Origin of the sequence: Schwartzia succinivorans DSM 10502 (assembly GCF_900129225.1) — a bacterium.
GTDB lineage: Bacteria > Bacillota > Negativicutes > Selenomonadales > Selenomonadaceae > Schwartzia > Schwartzia succinivorans.
On the sequence record NZ_FQUG01000011.1, the window covers coordinates 40,051 to 63,257 of the forward strand.

A 23,207-nucleotide genomic window follows, 5' to 3' on the forward strand; every position below is an offset into this window, starting at 1 on the left:
TACATCTGGTCTTGAGTAAATCACATATCATAGGGAGTCCAGTAAAAGAAATTTATGGATTGGAATTACTTCGATTTTTGTATCAGTTTTTTCTATGGTACGTTCTTCTTCATTTGTGACAATCATAAGCCTCTTGATATTCGCTGTTTTCTCGGCGAAAGACAACAGACTTTTTGTTTCTCTGTCCTCTGCAGTGTCTAAATTATAGGCAACTTGTATTGCGCAGCATTTTTCGGGTACGTAAAAATCAATGTCGATTCCTGTCTGTTTGGATTTGAAATAATAAATATCTTCACCGTATATACGCCGCAGATGGACGGCAACAGCATTCTCCAAAAGAGCAGATGCTTTGTCAATAAGAAACAATGCAAGCAATCCATTGTCGAAAAAATAGAATCTAGGGATTCCTTCTTTTTCTGCAAATTTCGACACATAGTTTCGCGTTCGGAACAAGAGATAGGCATTTTCGGCATGGGCAGCGTATTCTATCATGGAGTCTGTCGAGGTTTTGAGGCCAGTTGCTTTTATGTTGCCAGCGAGAGCATTGAATGATATTTCGTGCATAACGGTTTCGGCAATTTTTTTTATCATGAGGCGCAGGGCGGATTTGTTTTTGACCTGCTCCCGTTCTATGATGTCGCCTAATAATACTTTTTCGTATACACTTTTGATGTATTCGCGAGCATTGGTTAAAAGCTGAGCCTCAGGAAAGCCACCGTGATTAATATATTCATGACATGCTTTACGTATTTTTGCGGATTTTGAAGTGCTCAATAACGCTTTTTCATCGTGTGGAATAGACTTGTAGTCCATGGTTTCACCAAATGAGAATGGCATGATCATTTTGGGAAGGTATCTGCCTCCGAGAACACTCGCCATTTCAGAACTCAGCATTTTTGCGTTGCTTCCGGTTATATACACATGCTGTTTCTGGTCGGCTATGCGCCTTGCGAAATGTTCCCATCCATCTACGATTTGTATTTCATCAAAGAAATAATAGATTTCTTTTTCGTCTGTCAGCTCGTAGGCTGTTTCAATGATGTCGTTAAAGTCTGCTTTTGTGAATCCCAGCAATCGGTCATCCTCAAAGTTTACGTAGATTATTTGAGACCAGTTACACCCACTGACAACGAGTTCTCTGGCCATTTTATATAAAAGGGTGGATTTCCCTGAGCGTCTCAGGCCGACCAATATATAATTTACATTTTTTTCAAAGGTGTAGGCTCTCTCTATAATTTCCGCATTTTGAATTACTTCCAGCTGATCTAAGATAACTTGTTTTAATGTGTTATGATTCATGATAGTCTCCTTTCTTGAAATTTCGTATCAACTCTATGATATGTATATATTTTATCGTGCTCATACGATAAAATCAAGAAATGTTATCTTACATAATTGATATTAGCAGAATGACAAGTACGAAATATTGAGATTTATATAAAACGATTGTTTGTAAGAAATGGTGCGTGTATAGGTACATATGTATTTACGATGGGGGACAAACGTGCTAGAATAACAGAGTATTTTGTCCAATTTTACAAAAATTATGAATTTTGAGGGGAACGTGAGAGATGCGTTTTTTTAGCAATCGGAGGTCTAGTACACCAAATAAAATGTCTGAAAGCGAAGTAAAAACAGGGGGAAGCAACACGGTCGAGCTATATAAAAAAGCAAAAGATACGGAGGGAACCTTCAATGATAACAAAGATATGATACAAGTTGATGGAAGGCCTGTGTCTAAACGTACTATTGTGTGGAATACTAAAAGCAAAATAAATTTACGATTAAAAGCCGAGGCACTGGATACTTTCATGGATGAAGACAATGGGCAAGACATAGAAGTATTGGACGAACCGGTCTGGGAATCCAGGAGAGAAGATATTTTTCGTGCTGTAAGTTATGCAGTTGAAAGAAATACTTCTAAATACTGTTATAGGCCACATACTGTGGAAGTCATTTTTCATCGAGATGATCCGGATAAGATTGACGATAAAAATAAAAGAAATGATGCTAAATACAATAGCAAGGGTAAAGATACTGATGTGACATCAAATGAAAGTATTCATGTATCCGATGCAAGATGGACCTTTGACGATATTTATGTGCCGGAAAACGTAAAAGAAACTATTGAACGGAGTTTGTTAATTTCGCGACATCGCAAACAACTTTTCGATGATTGGAAGCTGGGAAGCGGAAATCAGGGACGGGCAATAGTGTTTAATTTTTATGGTCCACCGGGAACAGGTAAATCGCTCACGGGGGAGGCGATTGCAGGAGAACTCGGCAAAAAGGTGTACACGGTAAATTACTCGGAACTGGAATCAAAATTTGTAGGGGAAACACCTAAAAATATAGTCAGAGTATTTAAGAAAGCACAGGAAGATGATGCTGTATTGATATTTGATGAAGCAGATTCCTTCTTGGGCAAGCGGCTTACAAATGTCACGCAGTCGGCAGATTATGGTGTAAATATTACCCGGAGTGTTATGCTGATTGAGTTGGAAAAATTTGATGGAATCGTAATATTTACTACGAATCTTATTAGCAATTATGATGAAGCTTTCAAACGAAGAATCCTGGTAAGTATGCCGTTTGATCTTCCTGATTTTAAAGGGAGAACTAATATTTGGGAGATATACCTAAAGCGGGGAATGCCCTTAGAAGAAGGGATTACCGCTGAGAGTTTAGCAAGTGCATATGAGAATATATCCGGAGCGGATATAAAAGATATCACGCTTTATGCAGCTGTGTCGGCGTTATATCGCGATGAAAATAATGTACTGTTGACAAAGAAGGACTTTGATGACGCATATGCGCTTATATTGAGGCGGAGGAATAGTAAAAAAGAACCTGCTGTTTCGATAAAAACTGAGAGAATTTCTGCTGAGCAGTATAAGGAGGAAACCAATGGGGATATTGGATAAGATCGTTGAGGTCTATCACGATTTATACACGAAAACTCAGCTTAGGACTATTGAGACCATTATGGGAAACAAAAATTTCTTCCGGGAGGAATGTGTTTTTTTTGATAATGGACGTGTAGCCAGTGGAATTAAGCAAATGCAAAATGATTACATGGCGATAGGCAAGGAAATAGCATACTTGAAGGAAGATGGTGCTGAAAAAACCGGTAATAAAGAGAAAATCAAGGAACTGCTGACCAGACAATATGAAATTTTGCAAGTGATGTGTTTTCAAGGAAGTCAAAACTTTAATAATATTGGTAACTGTATAAAATGGATGGGAAATTTTAAAAATGATTTTCTTGAGTGTTTATATGGGCTGCAAGCATATGCAGACGGTAATCACGAAGAGGCTTTCGACCGATTAAAAGGATATTCTGAACAGCACAAAGGTTTCGGAGATCATTATTTGCTAAACTTAGTATTTGGGGAACTGCTGTTGGAGCGAAACAATTATAAACTGGCAGAATTTTATTTGAAAAACGCAGTCCTGTTGTGTCCGGAGTCCGTAGATGCACATATAAAGCTCATGGAAGTATATCAAGTTGTTGGTAATATTGCGGGAGTAGATACTGAAGAGAAAATCGTTGAATTGTTGAGGTGCAACGTATGTTAGATACTATTTTTTTTCATAGAGACGGTTCTGAATCATCTACAAGATCCTCTACAGGAATAGGCTCATTTACCAGATACTTTGATGGGCGTGGCGGCGGAAGTACTTTTAGAATAGGTAATATAAGCTCACGCATTGGAAATCACGGGCAGTTTTTAGGGAGCAGTTTAAAAATAGGAAATTCTACTACATATTTTGGCAGCAGCGGCGGTATACGGAGTAGTATGCCTTCGTTATCTGGGTCAAGGAGGAAGTGATGCATGGAACAAACACCTAAATATTTTCATTTTGCTTATGCTGAACAGATGGATGAGTACAAAAAACTGATACCTTGCCCTGAGGCTATTATTAAGTGCTATATGGAATATGAGGGAAAGATAAAGGTCCCTGATTTACTGGGCAAAACTGTTCGGGTTACGGCACATCAGATACCGGAGCTGCATACAAGAATAAAAAGAATCGCAGATATGACTGGAATAGATACTCCGGATGTTTTTCTATATGAAGATTTTTATTACGGTGTGCAGGCAAAGGGAATTACATCACCGCGAATTGAGATATCTGCCAAGACAGTAACTGATTTATCAGAGGAAGAATTTGATTTTTTGGTTGCGCGTGAAATGTGTCGCATAAAGCACGATATGGTCAAATGGGCGCTTGTTGGAGAACAGTATTTCAACATGGTAGGAAAAATAGATATAATTCCCGGGGTAGATACTTTAAGCAAGACATTTCAGCTGGTGTATGCTAATTGGATGCGTGTAGCTGATTATAGCGCTGACTGCTATGGGTATGATGTGGTGAAGGATATACGGCCGTGTGTGAGAGCTATCTTGGCATTGATACTAAATAATGTTTCACTGGCAAGTCAAGTAAATGTAAAAGAATATATAGGCCAGGCAGCCGATATATATCAGCTTGATGATGTTGTGTACAGATTTAGCGAAAATGATGAGAAAGTTCCATATGGACCTTTGAGAATAAGAACACTTTTAGCATATGCGGTCAAAAGTGTAATGAATTAAACAAGGGGAGGCTATTATGCTTTTAACAACGATTGGTTTTTGTTTGATTGGGGCATTGGCATTGGGGGCGATTTTGACACGGTTTTGGGACTCAATAAAAAATTGGCTGAACACTGTGGCTGCTGATGCCGTCGAGAAACATCTTGGATATTCTTGGCGCAATAAAATGCAAAAGGCAGTATCCATGGTTGATAGGGTTATGAATAGACTGAAAAATCGTTCTGTCGTTTATACGAAGGAAAGCCCGACGGCTACGTACTTTAACAAAACGACGATAACTTCAGAAGCACCTGTATCATCAATAGATGAAGATATTTTGGCGGAAATAGAAAACCATGGCAATCATATTGTGCAGGAGTTTGAATACCGATATTAAAAGAGAGGGGAATCAGCGTGGATTCCGGTGCTGCTTGGGGAAGTATTAACATTGAAACAGAAAAAGTAATTGATGATAATCCACAAGTTTGGATTGAGGCTGCTAAAGAAGACTATAAAGGCAAAAGATATAATCAGGCGATGGAAAAAACCAAACAGGCGAAGCTATTCGCAAACGGTAATTCTAATATTGCTTTTGCCGCGGATATGATAGATTTCAGATGCTGTATGGAAGATGGATATTATAGCATAGCAATACAAACACTGGAAACATATCCTCAAGATAAAATATGTGCCTATTTTGATGGAAATAATGATGTACTAAAACAATATTTGCACGCTGACCTGCCTGAAAATGTGAGCTGTGAAATTAAAAAATATTGGTGTCTGCAGGTAGAACGCTGGTTAAATGGGAATGCATGTAAAAGTATCGTAAATAATCTGCAGGACATAAATCCGATATGGTTTGCTGGTAAAGTTTCTGGTGAAAATATTAAACATTTTATCAAACATGATTATGTTGATTTGTTAAGGTTTCTTAATCAAGGTGGATTTAATTTTACTGACTATCGTGATGAGCGTGGGACAAATGTTGTTCAAATGTCTGCTAAGTATGATACTTTGCGGGTGCTACAATATTTTCTCAAATTAGGGTGCTGTGATGTTAATTATTGTGATAGCGAAGGTAAAGATGCTTTATATTATGCTTTGGAAAATAATTCTGACAACTGTGTCAAAGAAGTATTGAACAGTGGGGCAAATGTAAATAAACTATATAATCATCGGCGAGAGGAAACAATGTCAGCATTGCAATTGGGCATAGTGTATAATCGTAACGAGTCCATTATTTCAATGCTTTTGGACCATGGGGCTGATTTTAATTGGCTGAATAGCAAAGGGAATGATGCATTGCATTGCGGCGTGATGAATGACCGCGTGAGTATTGTTAAAATGTTATTGCAGCGCGGTGCACAAGTCAATCATCCAAGGAATAAATCTTTGTTTTGTTTGGCGTGCAGCAAAAAGAATGTGTCTCCCCAAATACTGTTATTGTTGATAGACGGTGGAGCTGATGTGTTATACTGCGATGAGTCAGGACATGATGGATTTTACTATGTAACTACACGCGGTTTGATACATAAGTTCGATAGTTCGATACATATGTTCGACAGTTCGGCAACATCGATAATGGGAAAATTGATTGAGCATGGAATAGATATCAACAAAAAGTACGAGAACGGCAATACGGTTTTGAATGTTATTGCGCGAGGCAGGCATTGGGATTTTTGTGCAAAGGATATGTGGCGAGAACTGTTGCAAAAAAAGGCAAATGTTAATATTGCGAACGATGAAGGCTATACTCCGCTTATGAACTCGGTGGACCATAATTGGAGTTTCTCGGATGAGCTGGATATGGCCAGGGAATTGGTAAAAGCCGGTGCGAATGTCGATATTCGAGGAAATGATGGGCGGACAGTACGGGATATAATGAGGAGTCATAATATAGATCCTACTAAGCTGTATAATAATTCATCAAGCAATTTCTTTACCAAACTGTTTTCTTAAACATGCAATATAACAAAGGGGCTGTCACATTGATTAATTTTCAATGTGACAGCCCCTTTGTTTATGCATCACAGGCTGTCTTCATCGAGCTTAAAAAGCTCCTTCTTTGCAATTTTTCCTGTTGCTGTTTTTGGCATTTCCTTAATCTCGTGGAATTCACGGGGGATTTTGAAAAGTGCCAGATTCTGCTGGAGATATTTCTTGAGGGCACGCAAATCGACTTCTGTGTCGGGCTGGACTGTGTAATAGCAGCTTCCTGCCTGACCGCGCAGCTTGTCTGCCACAGGGACAACAGCGACCTCGCGGATGCCCGGGAAGGCATATATAAGCTCTTCGATTTCTCTTGGGTAAATATTTTCACCCATGCTTATAATCATATCCTTGATGCGGTCAACTATGTAATAGTAGCCGTCCTCATCACAGCGTGCAACGTCCCCTGTGTGGAGCCAGCCGTCGGCAAGCGTCGTGGCTGTTGCTTCTTCATTTTTCCAGTAGCCGTGCATGACATTCGGCCCCTGCACAAGAAGCTCTCCTCTTTCGCCCTTGGGTACGTCAAGGCCTGTCTCGGGGTCTACGATGCGGATTTTCACATCGGGGATGGCAGGGCCTACTGACGTGGCTCTTGTAGCCTCCGGCGGATTCATGGTGACAACAGGCGATGCCTCGGAAAGTCCGTAGCCTTCTACTATCGGAATATTGAACTTTGTGGTGAAGGCTGTGCCGATTGCCTCGGGGAGAGTTGTTCCTCCCAGCATGACGAAACGAAGCGTCTTGAAATCCTCGGGTGTGGCGAGCTTTGTTATAAGAGAGCAGATGGATGGAACCATTACTATAATGGTGACTCCGAGTGCTCTTGTGATGTCGATGGTTTTCTTCGGAGTGAAGGCATCCTGAATACTCAGCGTAGCGCCCGTGTAAAGACTGATCATGACGGCGCAGGTCCATGCGAAGCAGTGATACATAGGAAGGACGCAGAGTACATTGTCGGAGCTGTTGTAATGAACAACCTGCTGAAGGTCGATGGTATTCATGACAAGATTCCTGTGGGACAGCACGGCGCCCTTCGGTTCGCCTGTTGTGCCCGATGTGTAGATGAGGGCAGCCGGCTCGTCGGGACTGAAATCCTTCGGAAGCTCCGGCGGAGGCGGCAGCGTGGTGGGCTCGATGCAGGTGCCGATGTCCATCTGCTTGACATCCTCGTAGTATTGGGAGTTGATGGCGGCATCCAGCGTCAAAGGCTTATCCGTAAGAAGAAAATGCGAGTCGGCATTTTTAAGAATGAACGCTGTCTCACGCATACTGAGCTGGAAGTTGATAGGCACGACTATTGCGCCAAGGGACACTATCGCCATATATGCCGCGATATACTCTGCGCGGTTGCGGGAATATATGCCGACGGTGGAACGCTGACGGACGCCCATGGCGTAGAGCCTGCGGCGGCAGTTTTCCGTTGCGACGCGCAGTCCCTGATATGTAAGCGCTCCCAGCTGGCTGTATATGGCATCGTTGTTGTCCTTGCCGCGCTTTAATATTTCATGAACAAGCATGATTTCTCACTCCTTGGAGATATTTCATATTTTTGTTGTAAAAATCCTGAAATCTGAGTTACAATGTATTATCTAACTATATAATTATATAGTAAGAATCTGAAAAAAACTATAGGCAGGTACATATATATACTATGGATTATTTTCACATATGTGGATAAATTTTGACTATTCTATAGATATGAAGTATTTTCCATGAAATTTTCATAAATATCTTTACTTGTTACTGTGAAATGAAGTATAATAAATTTACCAAAGAGTTGACAAACAACTCATAGAAATCATTTATTAATTCATTCTATTGAGGGGAGGAATGCCGGCAAAGAAATGCTCGACATCTGTTTAAATTAAAGGGGGAAAAAGTTGTGCTGAAAACAAACATGCAAAAGGGTATTTTTACAGTACTCATCGGTATCATCATTTGGTTCTGCCCTATGCCTGCTGGTCTTAAGCCTGAGGCATGGCATATGTTCGCAATCTTCGTATCCACAATCGTTGGTTTCATCCTTCACCCGCTGCCAATCGGCGCCGTCGCACTCATCGCGGTCGGTGTAACGGGATTCCTGAAGGTGCTGAAACCGGCAGCAGCTCTCTCGGGCTTCGGTAATGCCACAATCTGGCTTATCGTTTCGGCATTCCTGTTTGCAAAGGGCTTCATCAAAACGGGCCTTGGCAAACGCATCGCTTACAAAATCATGGCGGCTATCGCTACAAGCTCCCTGAAGCTTGGTTATACGATGGCTTTCACGGATCTTATCATTGCTCCTGCTACACCGTCCAATACGGCTCGTGGCGGCGGTATCCTGTTCCCGATTGTCCGCAGCCTTTGCGCGGCATTCGAATCTGAGCCGGGTCCGACAGCAAAGAAAATCGGTTCCTATCTCGTAGCATGTACATTCCAGAATAACTGCATCACGTCGTCCATGTTCATCACGGCTGTTGCTCCGAACCTTCTGGTTGTTTCGCTGGCAGCTGAAACTGCAGGCGTAGAAATCAGCTGGGGTCTCTGGGCTCTCGCATGTATCGTACCGGGCCTCCTGGCTCTCATCATCTGCCCATACCTTGTTTACAAGGTCTGCCCGCCGGATCTGAAAGAGACTCCGGAAGCTCCGCAGATTGCACGTGAAGAGCTTGCTAAGATGGGTCCGATGACGGGCGGCGAGAAAATCGTCCTCGGCACGTTTATCCTTGCTCTTGCTCTCTGGGCTACGTCCTCGTTCACAGGCTTCAACGCTACTATGATTGCTCTCGTCTGCGTAGGCATCATGCTTGTCGGCGGTGCTATCGAGTGGAACGATGTTACGACTGAAAAGGGCGCATGGGATACTCTCGTATGGATGGGCGGTCTGATGTCTTTGGCTACAGGCCTTGCGAAATCCGGCTTCGTTGCTTGGTTCGCTAAGGGCGTTGCAGGAAGCCTTACAGGTATTTCCTGGCTGACAGCTCTCATTGTCCTCTGCCTTGTTAACATGTACGTTCACTACGCATTTGCCAGCCTCTCGGCTCACGTCGGTGCAGTCTATGCTGCATTCCTCGCAGTCGCAGTTGCTGCAGGTGCTCCGCCGATGATGGCTGCTCTCGCACTCGGTGTTGAGACAGGTATCATGGGCTGCCTGACGCACTATGCTACAGGCCCGGCTCCTATCTTCTTCGGTGCTGAATATCATACGCAGCCTGAATGGTGGAAGATCGGCTTTATCTGCTCGATTTCCAGCGTTATCTGCTTCCTTGTTATCGGACCGATCTGGTGGAAGGTTCTCGGACTCTGGTAATTACTTCAAAACATAAATCACGCAGCTTCTTCGGAGGCTGCGTGATTTTTTATGCAGATTATTTGGCGTTTTTTCAAATAGTACTTGCACCGAAGACATCGCAGTGATATAATAATACATGTTCTGAATGCGCTGTTAGCTCAGTTGGTTAGAGTATCACCTTGACATGGTGGGGGTCGCAGATTCGATTTCTGCACAGCGCACCACTTGAAATTTTGGCTGGAGATTCCAGCCTTTTATTGTATATTTTTGTATTTGTGTTTCGCATATTGCTCAAATAGCTCAGTTGGTTAGAGCACCATCGTCACATGGTGGGGGTCCAGCGTTCGAGTCGCTGTTTGAGCACCAGATTATCAGGAGCCGTTCGGCTCCTTTTTTTGTGCGAAAAACAGGAAACAGCCCGTGGGGTTATGCACATTATGCACCTCACGGGCTGTTGATATGTGTAGAAATCCTGTGGACAAATATAATTCTGTTGCGAATTCAAGGCTTTTTGCACGAACTTATGTGGATAACTATGCCTGTGTCTTTTCTTTTGCAAGGAGAGCAGCCTCCAGCGCATTTCTCATGGCAGTGCGGTCGGGGTTGGTATCGAGCCACATGGAAAGAGCTGCGGCGCCCTGCCCGACGAGCATAGGCACGCCGTTTTGCGTATCGTGTCCGTGGCTTTTTGCTTCCTTCAAAAAACGCGTCTCAGCCGGAGTGTAGATTATATCGTAAACAAAGGCCGATGGAGAGAGCACATCCCAGTCAACAGGAGGTATTCCGTCTGTTTTCGGAGCCATTCCCAGAGGTGTTGTGTTGACGAGAAGCGCGGCTTCGTTCAATGCAGTCTTCATACTCTCCGAGTCCCATTCAACAATCTGAACAGGGACCTTTAGCGGCATATCCTTCGTAATGGAAGCAGCCTTCTGAGGATTTCTCACACCGATGGTTATGGATGCCGCGCCCTCCAGCATAAGCCCCTGCAGAACGGCACGTGCTGCCCCTCCGGCACCGAGCACGACGGCAGGCTTTCCCTGGAGGGAAACACCTTTTTCGTGCAGTCCGTCGCAGAAGCCGATGATGTCGGTGTTGTATCCGATGAGCTTTCCGCCCTTGTTCACTACAGTGTTTACTGCTCCTATTGCCCGGGCGTTTTCATCAACCTCGTCAAGCAGAGGAATTATGGCCGTTTTGTGGGGAATTGTGACATTCCATCCGATGAAGCCAGTGGCTCTGAGTCCTTTTACAGCAGCCGTAAGTTCTTCGGGAGAAACTTCCATAGCGATGTAAACTGCATCGAGTCCTGCGGCATCTATTGCGGAATTCTGCATTGCGGGGGACAGCGAGTGTATGATAGGATATCCTATGACACCCAGATTTTTTGATGTACCTGTAATCATATTTTCACCTCTTTTACATGTAAAGATGTAATCATATATTACACTATATATTGCGCAATGAAAAGTCGGATAATCAATATCATTAACGCATAAAAATTTTTCTTTTATGCAAAACCCTTATATTACTGGGGATAAAGGCCTATATTAGAAAGGCCTTAGGTAAATCGATATATATTTTCATTGACAAAGTATAAAGAATTTAGTACTATATGCAGGGAAAGCGTGTACCAACTATATGGTTATACTGTATTTTGTGTACAAAACCCAAGAAGTAATATGAAAACATGGCGGTATGTGGAGATGCTCGCGTGTTTTCGGAAAAGTAAGGAAACAGGTGAATGCGAATGGGGAGTATTGCAAGGATTCCAAAGGATCAAATTTTGGATGCAGCGCTTAAGATGTTGATTCGTGACGGTTACGATTCCATCAATATCAAGACGCTGGCCAAGGAGCTGGGCTGTTCTACCCAGCCGATTTCGTGGCATTTCGGCAGCATGCCGAATCTGCGGAAGGAACTGACGGAGGCAGCATTTCAGTATGCAGACAAGAAAATGATACCGCCGCCGGATGATGTTGTTGCTATTGACCGTTTCCGCGAGATGGGAAACCGTTACATTGATTTGGCTTACGACGAACCGAATCTTGCCAGATTTTTGACGGAAGCCCATGAAGGTCATACCTTCGCGGAGCAGTTCATTGAGATTCTGGACCGCTCGATGGATGAGACAATGAGTCGTCAGATTGCAGATGTGCTTTCTGTTTCGGTGGATCAGGCAGAGCACTTAATTCAGACACTCATGCTTTATGTTCAGGGACTTGTGACCATGATTCTTTCGGATCGCGCGCAGCTTGAATCAAAGGAAGTTGCATACGAAATGATTCAGCGTGTCGGAAGAAATTACATGATTGGTATCGGCGCTGATATGAAACGTGCCGATGCGCTTCGTGCAAAATAAGTCAGTGTTTACAGATACTGCTGTATGTTTTACCATGCAGCAGTATTTTTTTGCGTTGTCAAAAGCTGTTTGTTAGAGGTATCATGGAGGAGAAGGGTTTTTATTTCGTGAGAAACGGGGAGAAAGTATGAACATAGCGGTTATCGGAACGGTTTACGTGGATATAAAGGGGTATCCTCTCGGAAATTTTGTTCCGAAGGGAAGAAATGTAGGAGATGTTCAACAGTTTCACGGCGGCGTCGGGCGGAATATTGCTGAGGATGTTGCGAGCTTCGGGGAAAATGTTTCTCTGGTGAGTCTTGTGGATAAGACAGGGATAGGAATTGATGTGAAGGGACGTCTTGAAAGACGGGGAATCCATACAGGCTACATGAGGTCAACCGATGACGGAATGGGTACCTGGATGGCTATTTTTGACAGAACGGGAGAGCTTTGCGCGAATATATCAAAGCGTCCGAATCTCCTGCCTATCCGTGACATTCTTGTAGAGCACGGGGACGAGATTTTTACATGGGCCGACAGTGTTCTTCTTGAGCTTGATATGGAGGAGGAAATCGCCGAGGAGACCTTCCGCCTTGCAGAAAAGCATGGAGTACCTGTTTATATTGTTATTTCAAATATTGAGCTTGCAATGGAGCGCATGAAGTATGTAAGAAAGGCAGAGTGTTTCATTTGCAACCGCCTTGAGGCGCAGACGCTTCTCGGGGAGCAGGTGGACAACCCTGAGGCTATGCTGATTCTTATGCAGAAGAGAAAGGATGCGCTGGGCATAAAAAATCTTGTCGTCACTATGGATGCGGACGGCGCTGCGTACCTTGATGAAAAAGGAAACGCGGGAATCTGTCCCGCGAAAAAGGTGAAGGTTGTAGATACCACCGGCGCGGGGGATGCATTCTTTTCCGGCACTGCTGTGGGCCTTACCCGCGGCGAATCCCTTGAAGATGCGTGCCGCCTGGGGACGGAGGCTGCTTCGCAGGTAATAGGCAAACCGGAAAATGTATACATAGCTTAATATGCAACCAAAAAGGCTTCGGCAATTTTCTGCCGAAGCCTTTTTGGTTGATACGAATTGGTGCTTAATCAGAAGCCTGCTACGATGGCTCCTTTATACTTGTCGTCGATGAAATCCTTGACCTCTTTGGACTGGAGAGCCTTCATGAGAGCCTTGATTTCAGGGCGGTTTTCATCACCGTTTCTGACAGCGACGATGTTGACATACGGGGAAGTCTTATCCTCCATGAACATAGCGTCCTTGGTCGGTGTGAGGCTTGCCTGCATCGCAAAGTTCGTGTTGATGACTGCTGCATCAACATCATCAAGCGTACGGGGAACCTGAGCAGCCTCTACCTCTTTGAATACAAGGTTTTTCGGATTGGAAACGATGTCCTGTACCGTTGCTTTTACGCCGGCACCGTCCTTCAGCTTCAGGATGCCTGCTTTTTCAAGAAGAAGCAGGGAACGTCCGCCGTTTGTCGGGTCGTTTGGGATAGCAATCTGTGCGCCGCTTTTGAGTTCCTCAAGCTTTTTTACCTTCTTGGAGTAAATACCCATCGGCTCGACGTGGACACCGCCTGCGTTCTTGAGCTGGAGCTTATGCTCTGCGCAGAAGTTCAGAAGATACGGCTCGTGCTGGAAGAAGTTTGCATCCAGTTCCTTGTCGTTCAGTGCCATGTTGGGCTGGACGTAGTCGCTGAATTCGATAATCTTGAGCTCGATGTCCTGCTTTGCCAGCATCGGCTTTACGATTTCGAGGATTTCAGCATGGGGAACGGGAGTTGCGCCGACCTTCAGGACAGTTTTTGCGTTGGAGCCGCCGGAGGCCGGTTTGGAACCGCCGCCGCAGCCGGCTGCCGCTACTGCGAATACCAGCGCTGTGAGGATGAGGAGGAGTTTTTTCATAAGGATACTTCCTTTCTTAAAAAATAACGCTATTTTTCCCTGTAGGGATAGCTTCACGCTGTGAAAAACATTGGTTACTTCTTGTCGAGACGTTTAGCCAGAAGATTGCCGCTGAACTGGATGAGCTGAACAAGCACGAGAAGGACAAGAATCGTTGCAATCATCACATCAGGACGGAATCTCTGATAGCCGTAGCGGATGGCGAGGTCGCCGAGTCCGCCGCCGCCGATTGTTCCTGCCATTGCAGAAGCACCTACGAGGGCAATGACTACGGTGGTGAGCTGTGCTACTATGCCGGGCATGGCCTCAGGGAGATAGACGCGGCGAATAATCTGCAGCGGGGTAGCGCCCATGGAAAGGGCCGCCTCAATGAGTCCGTAGGGGACTTCTTTTAATGATGTTTCCACCTGACGGGCGATAAAAGGAATCGCCGCTATCGTCAGGGGAACCATGGCAGCATTCGTACCGATAGAGGTGCCTGCAACGAGACGGGTAAACGGTATGATTGCAACCATCAGAATTATGAAAGGAATAGAGCGGACGGCATTGATTATGGAAGCAAGCACGCGGTTAAAGGGCACGCATTCCAGAATCTGATGCTTTGCGGTTGTTACGAGAAGAACGCCGATTGGAATACCGACAATCGTGGCAGCCAGCATGGAAACAACAACCATGCGTATTGTTTCGCTGAGGGCTGTGACGAGAAGCGGCGTAATATTTGAGTCCATTTATATCACCTTAATGAATAGGATTCTCCGCGTTTTGGCGGATTATTTAAATAAGTATACCATTTTACAAGGAAATTGAAAACAAGTCACGCATGGAGATATTTTTTCTCGGCGTAGCCGATAAACTCTATGCGGAGGTCGCGCTGCCTGAGGTATTCCATGGCTGCGTCGATATCGCTCTGCTGTCCTGTTATGCCTATGAGCAGGCGGCCGTAAGGCGTGTCCTTGATGTGGTCGAGATTTCCGTACAGGATGCTGACCTCAATGGGGAATTTCCTTATAAGACCTGCAATAACGGGGTCGTCTGCGGACTCACCAAGGAAGGTAAGGCGCACGAGAAGCTGTGCTCCCTCAAAGGGCTCCTGAGATATTTCCGCGTCACGGAAGGCAACAGGAAGCTCGTTTGACATAAGGACGCTGATGAAGTCCTTTGTGATGGGCTGCTTTGGTGTGACGAAAACATCAAGGACAGGCCCCTGCTCGACGATTACGCCGTTTTCTATTACGGCGACCTTGTCGCAGATGTCCTTTATTACCTGCATTTCGTGGGTAATAATGACAACGGTAAGCCCGAGCTTTTTGTTGATGTCCCTGATGAGCTGCAGTATTGCCTTTGTGGTCTGCGGGTCAAGGGCAGAGGTTGCTTCGTCGGAAAGGAGTACCTTCGGTTCACTGGCAAGGGCGCGGGCGATGCCGACACGCTGCTTCTGACCGCCTGAAAGCTGGGAAGGATACTGGTTTGCCTTGTCCGAAAGGCTTACGAGAGCCAGCAGCGGCTCTACCTTCTCGCGGATTTTATCCTCAGGCATCTTTGCAAGACGCAGCGGAAAAGCCACGTTGTCGTAGACTGTTGCCGATGACAGCAGGTTAAAGTGCTGGAATATCATGCCGATATTTTTCCGCGCTTCCCGAAGCTGGGCTGCGTCCATCTCCGTGAGGTCCTGTCCGTCCACAATGACCTTTCCGCTTGTGGGACGCTCCAGCATATTTATGCAGCGTATCAGAGTAGACTTTCCGGCGCCGGAAAGTCCGATGATACCGTAGATTTCACCCTTTTCTATCGTCAGGTCGATTCCCTTCAGGGCGGGTACGGGACCGTCGGGCCCTTCATAGGTTTTTTCAATATGAGACAGTTTAATCATACAAATCCTCTTTCGTTCTGATTTAGTAAGTTTCGAACAGAAACTTTACAATAATACAGATATTATAACGCATTAGTTTGTGGCTGAAAATACTTTGCAGGAAATGACAAAAAGATGTCGAAATCAATAAAACAGTTGATATTGTGATTTTTTCCGCTTTACTGAGTACGAAGGAAAAGCTTGGGCTGGAGCAAATGTTAATGTTAATGTTAATGCAGTGTATTGAAGATAATATTGAGTTCAGGAAGGGATTTTGCGGATGTATGAGCTGATAAAAAGTATATGTTACGTGTTTCAGGAGCTGGCAGATTTGGTGTGGGGGTTTCCTACCAACATTAAATGGTATGCAGGCCTCCCGATAATAGGCGAGCTGCCTTTGGTAATTATCCTGCTGGTGGGAACAGGTATATATTTCACCTGCAGCCTTCGTTTTGTGCAGATCAAGTACTTCAGGTACGGACTCAACGTTCTGATAAACAGCCAAAAGGAGAAGCAGGGTATAAGCCCGTTGGCTTCATTCCTGCTGTCCACGGCTATGAGGGTCGGGCCGGGAAATATTTTGGGTGTGACAGGAGCAGTTTCCACAGGAGGGCCGGGAGCGCTGTTCTGGATGTGGCTGTCCGCGTTTTTTGGTATGGCGACGGCTTTTGTGGAATCTACACTATCCCAGATATATAAGGACAGGCAGGGGGACGAGTATGTTGGCGGACTTCCATGCTACGGCAGGAAGATTCTTGGAGGAGCAGCCATGATAGGCGGCATCCTGAGCCTGCTTTATATCGTATATGCCCTGCTCTGCATCCCTGCACAGGGCTTCAATACCATTTCTGCCATGGTGGCAGTCACTAATAATGTGACAGGTACGACGGTTGCCGCAGACAGTGCCCCGGTATGGGGATTTTTCCTGCTGCTGATGGGAGTGACGGCCTTTTCCATATTTGGCGGAATTCGGCGCATTACCGGCATAACCGATGTGCTGGTGCCGATTATGGCAGTGGTTTATGTAGCTGCTGTGTTGGTGATGACTGCCATGAACCTTGAGCTTTTGCCGTGGTTCTTCTATGTGGTGGTAACAGAGGCCTTCCGCCCTGAACCGATTTTTGGCGGCGCTATGGGTATAGCACTTTCTCAGGGAATCAAGCGCGGGCTGATGAGTAATGAGGCAGGACAGGGCACACTTTCGATGCCTGCTGCCGTATCCTATTCCAAGCATCCGTGCGACCAGGGGATTGTACAGGCTATCGGTGTATTCCTTGATACCATGGTTATATGTACCCTGACAGGCTTTGTACTCATCATGGGACAGGCATGGCTGAAGGACGGCTCGGCGGCATGGTTTGAAATGGGCCGTCTGGAGAAATTCCTTGCCTCCTGCGCACAGATGCTTGGGAGTGAAGCAGGCTATGGACTTGTTACGTTGGTTATCAGTATATGCTTTGGTATCTTCGCCTTTACCTGCCTGTTGGGATTCCTGTCCTTCTCGGAGATATGTGCCAGACAGATTTCAAACAACAAAGTATTCATTGTAGCACTCAGATTGGTTAATCTGGCGGTGCTGGCCTTCGGAATGATGACGAACATTGCAGGCTTCGACCTCAGCGCGCTATGGAATCTCAGCGACTTCGCCAATATAGTTATGGTATGCTGCAATCTGCCGCTTCTTTACTTGGGATTTGGCAAGGTCAAGAAGGCCTTTAATCATTTCGAATGCCGGGAAGACAATTTCTGCTCTGAAACCCTGGGTGAGTCATTGCCGGTCTGGGATGAAAGCAAATAAAAATGCAAAGAGGAAAAAGAACTAAAGAAAGGTTGTGCTGACGATGCTGAAAAACTTAACACGCAGGGAATTTATCAAAACTGCCGCCATGGGATTTTTTGCCGCAACCGCATACGGCGTCCTGCCGGAAACAGGATTTGCTGCCGGGGATTGCCGAGTCAAAACCCGTTACGGCACGTTCAACGGCTTTGTGGATCAAAACGGCGTCAAAACATGGCTGGGAATTCCCTATGCCAAGCCACCTGTCGAAAAGCTGCGCTGGCAGCTTCCGCAGCCATTGAAACCGTCCAATCAATCCTTTGATGCAAAAGAATTCGGCGCTTCTGCGATTCAGGAGGACGACGCGCTTGAAAAAGCTTCGCAAAATCGTCAAAGCGAGGACTGCCTGACGCTGAATATCTGGAAACACAGCGAAAAGAAAAATCTGCCTGTCATGGTTTTCGTTCATGGCGGAAGCTTCATGCACGGCGGAACCAGCGACCCGACCTACAGCGGTACGAACATTGCGAAGGCGCATGATGTTATTGTTGTCACCTTCAACTACCGGCTGAACATTTTCGGCTTCGTGAATTTCGGCTTGATTGATCCGGCGTTCGAGGACAGCGGCCATCTCGGCATGAGCGATCAAATCGCGGCAATCAGATGGGTTAAGGAAAATATTGCTGAATTCGGCGGAAATCCCGACAACATTACCGTTTTTGGCGAAAGCGCCGGCTCGATTTCAACTTTTTTGCTGACGATTACTCCTGCAGCCAGGGGCCTGTTCCAAAAAGCAATCCCTGAGTCCGGGCCTACGCGTTTTGTCCAGGATTCGCAGCACGCAGCTCTGCTGTTGGAAGATTTTTTGCAATTGAGCGGCACACGCAAAATGAGCGACCTTATGCAGAAATCCTCTGCCGAGCTTAGAGATATTTACGTAAAGCTTTTTGAAATGCGTCGTGACACAGCTCATTCTGATTATCTTCCGGCCTGCGACGGGAAATTCTGGCCTGCAGATCCCTTCACCGCGCTTAGAAACGGAGCCGCCCGCGGAATCAAATTCATGACCGGCACCACTGCCGACGAGTGGGGATACTGGCAGCTGTACGATGAGAATTATTTTGCAGACTTCCATGAAACACACGAAAAAATTTCTCCTGTAATGAAAAGGTACAAGGAGCACACCGGCCGTACCGACAGGGAGCTTTATCGGGAATGGCTGCAAAATCGCCCTGATACCCCGGCAAATTACAGGGAGTTTATCAATCAGATGGATTGGCGCGTGGGTCAGGAACTGGACGCCGAAAATCAGTCGAAATATGAGGACGTTTACTATTATCTGTTCAGCGAAACGACGGAACGCAAGGAATTGGGTTCGTTCCATGGGCTGGAACTGGGATTCGTATTCGGTGCGAAACCCGAGGAATCCTGGCTGATGCCGAATCAAAACCTTGTCAGACAAATCCAGGCATCGTGGACAGCCTTCGCTGCGACAGGCAGCCCGAACAATGAATTGATTCCGCACTGGGAGAAATATTCCGCCGGCAGCCGCAATACGATGGAGCTGAACTCGAAGGGCTGGGTCTGCCACAAGGATTTGAACACGGAGAATCTGAACAAACTGCGCTATATCTATGAAAGCTGAGGAGTGATTTTGCTTCCTGCTCAATTATCTTTGTCTTTGATAACTTAATTTAATCACTGTACGGAAAAAGGGGCTTGTTCTCCGCCTGTGTGGCGGGAGATAAGCCCCTTTAGCTTTGCTTAATAGATTGTTCTTTATGACTTACTGAAGGTAAACACCGCGCCGCCGGATTCGGCATTTTTCGCTGTGAGCTCTATGCCGTGGCGATTGGCAATCTGCTTTGCAATGGCCAGTCCGAGACCTGTTCCGTTGGGATTGTTCTCCCCCTTATGGCTGCGGAAGCGTCCGAAAAGCTCAGGAAGAATATCCTCGGGGATTCCCTGACCGTGGTCGCGTATTGAAACACTCCAGCCGCTGTCACTGCTCTGAAGAGACAGTTCAATCTCTCCGTCTGCAGGAGAAAATTTTACGGCGTTGTCCAGCACAATCAAAAACATCTGTCTGATTCGTCCGTAATCCATATCCATGATAACAGGCATAATCGGAGATACGGCCTTTATGGCTATGTTTTTCTTTGATGCTATCCTGTTGGCGGAGGAAACAGCATCCTCCAGGGCATCAGTGATACTTCCCTGAGATTTTTCGATTGTGAAATCAGGATTTTCAAGGCGTGTCAGCTCAAATAAATCATTCACCAGCCGCTCAAGCTGAGATGTCTGACTCATTGTCTGCTCAAGAAGAGACCTGCGTTTTTCCCCGCTTATCTCTATTCCCGACGAAAGAAGGTCAACTGTTCCCCGAAGTACGGTAAGGGGAGTCCTCAGCTCGTGGGATACGGAGGAGAGAAAATCGCGGCGCATTTTTTCCAGCCGCTCCCGTTCCTTTTCGGCTTCCGAGAGGCGCTCCGCCAGCGTATCAATGCTCCTTGCGAGACTTCCTACCTCGTCATCCTGCCTTATGTCGGTGCGTTCGCTGTAGTTTCCATCCGCAAGCACCGCGGCTGTTTTTTCCATACGGGCGAGAGGCCTTACGAAACGGCGCGCCAGAATAAGTGACAGCACAAGGGACAGCACAAAGGCTGAAGCGATGGCGGCGGCGAGAATCTTAAGTCCCGACCGCTCGCTTTCCGCAAGTCCCGAAAAGGTGCGGTGAACAAGAAGCGCGCCCGTAACCTCTCCGTTGGTATTCTTTATGGGGGCACCTGCGGTAAAGGATGGGGCATCAAGAAGGTCATTGAAGCCCTCGCTTGATACGAAGCTGCCTTCATAGATGCTGTTGAGCATATTCTCTGCCTCCGAAGGAAGCGCGTCGTATATTTCCTTATCGTCAGGGCCGTAGGCGGTTATTGTTTTTGACCGGCGGTCAACAAGCCATACTGTGCCGCCTGCGAGGGCGCTCAGGTTTTTCAGATACGAAGCATCCTCGGCAGATGCGGGCTTTGAGGTATCCGCTTCGCTTACATAACGGCGGCAGTAGGAGTTTGAACGGGTATCAGAGCTGTTTTCCGAGGTGTTATCTGCGTGATGCATGCCGCGCATGTGCATACCGCGCTGCCGTCCACTCATGCCCCTGCGGTTTTCCTGTGCCGTTGAAGGAGCCTGTGCAGCAGACTCCTCGGTAAGCGACGCTGCGAGAGCACGGGTACGGTTTTCCAGAAGTGTGCGGTTTTCCTTTATGGAAGCATCTCTCATGAGCGTGTCAAAAAGACCTGCAAGTACAATAGTGAAAACTATCAGCGCCGCAGAAAAATATAAAAAAAGCCGTTTTGCGAGCTTCGGCATTACGATTCCCCTCCAAACGAATATCCGACTCCCCAGATGGTTCGGATATCCCAGTCATCATGAGGCTCCTTTGAAAGCTTCGCGCGAAGCCTCTTTATATGGGTATCGACAGTGCGGGTATCTCCCTCGTAATCAAAGCCCCAGAGAGTCTCAAGGAGCCTGTCCCGCGAAAAAGCCTGCCCCCTGTTCTGAACCAGAAGCGAAAGCAAATCAAACTCCTTCTTTGTCAGCGCGACCTCGACTCCGTTTATCTCCGTGCGGCACGCAGAAGGAAAAAGAGAAAGACTTCCAAAGGTGATTTTTTCCTCGCCGACGGGCTGCAGACGACGGAGCACCGCACGTATGCGGGCCATTACCTCCTTTGCGGAAAAGGGCTTTACTATATAATCGTCCGCACCTATATCCAGCCCCATAATGCGGTCATAATCCTCTCCGCGGGCGGTAATCATAAGGACAGGGACATTGGATACCCGGCGGATGGCACGGCATACCTCAAAGCCGTCCAGCTTCGGCATCATGACATCGAGAAGTACCGCATCAAAATGCTCCTTCTGAAAAACAGAAAGAGCCTCCTCCCCGTCTCCTGCAGTAACTGTCTCATACCCCTCTGCCTCGGCAAAGGATTTGAGAATATCCACGATAGCATCATTGTCATCAGCTATAAGAATCCTGCGCATAAATTACCCTCCCAACCAAATACGCAAAGCGTAAATTCTCTTTCAGTTTGATTGTATTGTATCAAAAAAATGTGTCAGAAGCATGGCAAAAAGAAAAGCCTAGGAACTTCAACGATATACTAAAAGCATTTTTGAAAATGGGCTGCCATAGACTTCATAAAACATGTCCATGGACAGCTTTTTTTCACCAACACTATTCGCCAACAGAGCCAAAATTTACTGAAAGTGAAGGCGTTTATACAATATAAATTTCAGATAATTGTGTTATTATGCCTTGGTGCGAATCTGTACGTGCTGCGTAAGGGTTCATGCACACCGGAGCTTAAAATAATGCAAAGGCAGGTAACGTTACATTGGGAAGTATGGTCGCAAATTTCAGGGAACGATGGATTCCGAATGAGGAAGAAAAGTACAAGAAATATATGTATATGCTGGTCTTGATAAAAATCATTGCACTGGCTATTTTGTCTGCACGTCTGGCAGGTATCGGTTCTTTGGCAGTTGACATATTGAAGCCTGTTTACATTGTGGCAAGACTGCTTTTGTCCATAATAATATTTTATATAATGTACAAGGCAAGGGTATGGCATTTTTTTCTTAAGCAGTTTCTGTGTCTTCTTGTCAGTGTAGTGTGCATCAGCATTGCAGCACATTGTGCTGGACCGCTTGTTGTGCCTATGTTTATTTTGTTCGCGATATATCACAACCGCAACAGATTCAAGGTGTATGCGAAATATAAGCAGTACACCGTCTACGTTCTGGCAACGGGGTTGATTTCATCAGCTGTCAAGGCTTCAGGCTGGCTGTATTTCAGTAAACTGGCAGCGGCAGATTATCTGATGTTTCGTATGGCTGCTTCGCTTATCCTGTTCATTCCTGTTTACATGCTGTGGAATCTTATGAAAAATGAAATAGCAAAGGGAAGAACCTTTATCGAAACTATGCGGATTATGAGCTTAATGGGAGTGGCATGGGTGTTCATGCTTTTGTGCTGGGCATCGGTCATACCTGTCAAATTTCTTTCAGCCGATTGGATTTACGGGTATGATGATGATTTCATGCCGCTTAGAGGATAGATTCATAAGACATAAAAGGAGGAGCCGTGATTTTCGTGGCTCCTCCTTTGGTGTTTGGTAGCCGAATAGGCGATATTAAACCACCAGCTATGCTGGTGGTAAGTAAAAATTTCTTTTAGTAAAAAACCTCCTATGCTACAATCTGCGTGGTCTGGCAACCGCGGAGAAAAAGTATAGGAGGTTTTGTCGATGAACGACGTGAAAAGTTTATCACATAGCAAATGGCGTTGCAAATATCATATTGTTTTTGCACCAAAGTATCGTAGACAGGCAATTTATCGCCAGTTAAAACAAGATGTAGGAAAAATCTTGAGAGATTTGTGTGAACGCAAAAAGGTTAAAATTATTGAGGCAGAATGTT

At 45.8% G+C, this 23,207-nt stretch carries 20 protein-coding genes and 2 tRNA genes; 14 read left to right on the forward strand and 8 right to left on the reverse strand.

The features are described 5' to 3' along the window. Window positions 1-27 precede the first annotated feature (27 nt). Window positions 28-1,299, reverse strand: coding sequence for an ATP-binding protein (locus BUA83_RS11185; RefSeq protein WP_072936381.1), 1,272 nt, complete (start codon window positions 1,297-1,299; stop codon window positions 28-30). Between the two features lie 272 nt (window positions 1,300-1,571). Between BUA83_RS11185 and BUA83_RS11190 the strand changes: the two genes are divergently transcribed. The 5 genes from BUA83_RS11190 to BUA83_RS11210 all read left to right on the forward strand — a co-directional run bounded on the left by BUA83_RS11190 (window position 1,572) and on the right by BUA83_RS11210 (window position 6,542). Next, a complete protein-coding gene (locus BUA83_RS11190) occupies window positions 1,572-2,924 on the forward strand; it encodes an ATP-binding protein (RefSeq protein WP_094756619.1) in 1,353 nt (450 codons plus the stop codon). Continuing rightward, a complete protein-coding gene (locus tag BUA83_RS11195; protein ID WP_072936382.1) occupies window positions 2,908-3,579 on the forward strand; it encodes a tetratricopeptide repeat protein in 672 nt (223 codons plus the stop codon). Before BUA83_RS11190 ends, BUA83_RS11195 begins: the two co-directional genes overlap by 17 nt. 257 nt (window positions 3,580-3,836) lie before the next feature. Further along, window positions 3,837-4,601, forward strand: coding sequence for a M48 family metallopeptidase (locus BUA83_RS11200; RefSeq protein ID WP_072936383.1), 765 nt, complete (start codon window positions 3,837-3,839; stop codon window positions 4,599-4,601). Between the two features lie 16 nt (window positions 4,602-4,617). Next, complete coding sequence (locus BUA83_RS11205; RefSeq protein ID WP_072936384.1) at window positions 4,618-4,977, forward strand: hypothetical protein; 360 nt, start codon at window positions 4,618-4,620, stop codon at window positions 4,975-4,977. A 17-nt stretch (window positions 4,978-4,994) separates the two neighbouring features. Then, on the forward strand, window positions 4,995-6,542 hold the full coding sequence (locus tag BUA83_RS11210; RefSeq protein WP_072936385.1) for an ankyrin repeat domain-containing protein: 1,548 nt from the start codon (window positions 4,995-4,997) through the stop codon (window positions 6,540-6,542). A gap of 68 nt (window positions 6,543-6,610) precedes the next feature. Here the strand turns inward: BUA83_RS11210 and BUA83_RS11215 are convergent, their stop codons facing one another. After that, on the reverse strand, window positions 6,611-8,089 hold the full coding sequence (locus BUA83_RS11215; protein ID WP_072936386.1) for a class I adenylate-forming enzyme family protein: 1,479 nt from the start codon (window positions 8,087-8,089) through the stop codon (window positions 6,611-6,613). Between the two features lie 380 nt (window positions 8,090-8,469). On the opposite strand from BUA83_RS11215, the gene BUA83_RS11220 reads away from it, so the two are divergent. From BUA83_RS11220 to BUA83_RS11230, 3 genes are all read left to right on the forward strand, one after another. Continuing rightward, window positions 8,470-9,861, forward strand: coding sequence for an anion permease (locus tag BUA83_RS11220; protein WP_072936402.1), 1,392 nt, complete (start codon window positions 8,470-8,472; stop codon window positions 9,859-9,861). A gap of 129 nt (window positions 9,862-9,990) precedes the next feature. Then, a tRNA-Val gene (locus BUA83_RS11225) sits at window positions 9,991-10,067 on the forward strand. A gap of 65 nt (window positions 10,068-10,132) precedes the next feature. After that, window positions 10,133-10,209 (forward strand) — tRNA-Val (locus BUA83_RS11230). A 167-nt stretch (window positions 10,210-10,376) separates the two neighbouring features. Here BUA83_RS11230 and BUA83_RS11235 read toward each other — a convergent pair. Then, the gene (locus BUA83_RS11235) at window positions 10,377-11,246 is read right to left on the reverse strand and encodes a shikimate dehydrogenase (RefSeq protein WP_072936387.1); all 870 of its coding nucleotides are present in this window, start codon (window positions 11,244-11,246) and stop codon (window positions 10,377-10,379) included. A gap of 344 nt (window positions 11,247-11,590) precedes the next feature. Here BUA83_RS11235 and BUA83_RS11240 point away from each other — a divergent pair, with 344 nt between their 5' ends. Beyond that, a complete protein-coding gene (locus BUA83_RS11240) occupies window positions 11,591-12,202 on the forward strand; it encodes a TetR/AcrR family transcriptional regulator (protein WP_159430516.1) in 612 nt (203 codons plus the stop codon). Window positions 12,203-12,329: 127 nt separating this feature from the next. Then, window positions 12,330-13,214, forward strand: a complete 885-nt coding sequence (locus BUA83_RS11245; protein WP_072936389.1) for a carbohydrate kinase family protein — start codon at window positions 12,330-12,332, stop codon at window positions 13,212-13,214. 68 nt (window positions 13,215-13,282) lie between these two features. On the opposite strand, the gene BUA83_RS11250 is transcribed toward BUA83_RS11245, so the two are convergent. The 3 genes from BUA83_RS11250 to BUA83_RS11260 form a co-directional block, all read right to left on the reverse strand. Continuing rightward, complete coding sequence (locus BUA83_RS11250) at window positions 13,283-14,101, reverse strand: MetQ/NlpA family ABC transporter substrate-binding protein (RefSeq protein ID WP_072936390.1); 819 nt, start codon at window positions 14,099-14,101, stop codon at window positions 13,283-13,285. 74 nt (window positions 14,102-14,175) lie between these two features. Further along, window positions 14,176-14,829, reverse strand: coding sequence for a methionine ABC transporter permease (locus tag BUA83_RS11255; protein WP_072936391.1), 654 nt, complete (start codon window positions 14,827-14,829; stop codon window positions 14,176-14,178). Window positions 14,830-14,915: 86 nt separating this feature from the next. Further along, a complete protein-coding gene (locus BUA83_RS11260) occupies window positions 14,916-15,971 on the reverse strand; it encodes a methionine ABC transporter ATP-binding protein (protein ID WP_200796069.1) in 1,056 nt (351 codons plus the stop codon). A 259-nt stretch (window positions 15,972-16,230) separates the two neighbouring features. Between BUA83_RS11260 and BUA83_RS11265 the strand changes: the two genes are divergently transcribed. Both BUA83_RS11265 and BUA83_RS11270 read left to right on the forward strand, forming a co-directional pair. Next, a complete protein-coding gene (locus tag BUA83_RS11265) occupies window positions 16,231-17,748 on the forward strand; it encodes an alanine/glycine:cation symporter family protein (RefSeq protein ID WP_072936393.1) in 1,518 nt (505 codons plus the stop codon). A 43-nt stretch (window positions 17,749-17,791) separates the two neighbouring features. Beyond that, window positions 17,792-19,372: a carboxylesterase/lipase family protein gene (locus tag BUA83_RS11270; protein WP_072936394.1), complete on the forward strand. Its 1,581-nt coding sequence runs from the start codon at window positions 17,792-17,794 to the stop codon at window positions 19,370-19,372. A gap of 134 nt (window positions 19,373-19,506) precedes the next feature. Here BUA83_RS11270 and BUA83_RS11275 read toward each other — a convergent pair whose 3' ends face one another. Together BUA83_RS11275 and BUA83_RS11280 are read right to left on the reverse strand one after the other, a co-directional pair. Continuing rightward, window positions 19,507-21,093 (reverse strand): sensor histidine kinase, encoded by a 1,587-nt coding sequence (locus tag BUA83_RS11275; protein ID WP_072936395.1) that lies wholly within the window; start codon window positions 21,091-21,093, stop codon window positions 19,507-19,509. Beyond that, window positions 21,093-21,770, reverse strand: coding sequence for a response regulator transcription factor (locus BUA83_RS11280; protein ID WP_072936396.1), 678 nt, complete (start codon window positions 21,768-21,770; stop codon window positions 21,093-21,095). The genes BUA83_RS11275 and BUA83_RS11280 overlap by 1 nt, the downstream gene beginning before the upstream one ends. A gap of 353 nt (window positions 21,771-22,123) precedes the next feature. Between BUA83_RS11280 and BUA83_RS11285 the strand changes: the two genes are divergently transcribed. Together BUA83_RS11285 and tnpA are read left to right on the forward strand one after the other, a co-directional pair. Beyond that, window positions 22,124-22,846 (forward strand): hypothetical protein, encoded by a 723-nt coding sequence (locus tag BUA83_RS11285; RefSeq protein WP_072936397.1) that lies wholly within the window; start codon window positions 22,124-22,126, stop codon window positions 22,844-22,846. A 189-nt stretch (window positions 22,847-23,035) separates the two neighbouring features. Further along, a partial coding sequence (gene tnpA, locus BUA83_RS11290; protein ID WP_144340520.1) for an IS200/IS605 family transposase occupies window positions 23,036-23,207 on the forward strand: 172 nt, incomplete at its 3' end.

Coding starts and splice junctions, on each gene's coding strand:
- BUA83_RS11215 (WP_072936386.1), bottom strand. CDS start 8,089: ATGCTTGTTCATGAAATATTAAAGCGCGGCAAGGACAACAACGATGCC.
- BUA83_RS11190 (WP_094756619.1), top strand. CDS start 1,572: ATGCGTTTTTTTAGCAATCGGAGGTCTAGTACACCAAATAAAATGTCT.
- BUA83_RS11275 (WP_072936395.1), bottom strand. CDS start 21,093: ATGCCGAAGCTCGCAAAACGGCTTTTTTTATATTTTTCTGCGGCGCTG.
- BUA83_RS11220 (WP_072936402.1), top strand. CDS start 8,470: ATGCAAAAGGGTATTTTTACAGTACTCATCGGTATCATCATTTGGTTC.
- BUA83_RS11185 (WP_072936381.1), bottom strand. CDS start 1,299: ATGAATCATAACACATTAAAACAAGTTATCTTAGATCAGCTGGAAGTA.
- BUA83_RS11240 (WP_159430516.1), top strand. CDS start 11,591: ATGGGGAGTATTGCAAGGATTCCAAAGGATCAAATTTTGGATGCAGCG.
- BUA83_RS11255 (WP_072936391.1), bottom strand. CDS start 14,829: ATGGACTCAAATATTACGCCGCTTCTCGTCACAGCCCTCAGCGAAACA.
- BUA83_RS11235 (WP_072936387.1), bottom strand. CDS start 11,246: ATGATTACAGGTACATCAAAAAATCTGGGTGTCATAGGATATCCTATC.
- BUA83_RS11200 (WP_072936383.1), top strand. CDS start 3,837: ATGGAACAAACACCTAAATATTTTCATTTTGCTTATGCTGAACAGATG.
- BUA83_RS11265 (WP_072936393.1), top strand. CDS start 16,231: ATGTATGAGCTGATAAAAAGTATATGTTACGTGTTTCAGGAGCTGGCA.
- BUA83_RS11250 (WP_072936390.1), bottom strand. CDS start 14,101: ATGAAAAAACTCCTCCTCATCCTCACAGCGCTGGTATTCGCAGTAGCG.
- BUA83_RS11280 (WP_072936396.1), bottom strand. CDS start 21,770: ATGCGCAGGATTCTTATAGCTGATGACAATGATGCTATCGTGGATATT.
- BUA83_RS11270 (WP_072936394.1), top strand. CDS start 17,792: ATGCTGAAAAACTTAACACGCAGGGAATTTATCAAAACTGCCGCCATG.
- BUA83_RS11260 (WP_200796069.1), bottom strand. CDS start 15,971: ATGATTAAACTGTCTCATATTGAAAAAACCTATGAAGGGCCCGACGGT.
- BUA83_RS11245 (WP_072936389.1), top strand. CDS start 12,330: ATGAACATAGCGGTTATCGGAACGGTTTACGTGGATATAAAGGGGTAT.
- BUA83_RS11205 (WP_072936384.1), top strand. CDS start 4,618: ATGCTTTTAACAACGATTGGTTTTTGTTTGATTGGGGCATTGGCATTG.
- BUA83_RS11195 (WP_072936382.1), top strand. CDS start 2,908: ATGGGGATATTGGATAAGATCGTTGAGGTCTATCACGATTTATACACG.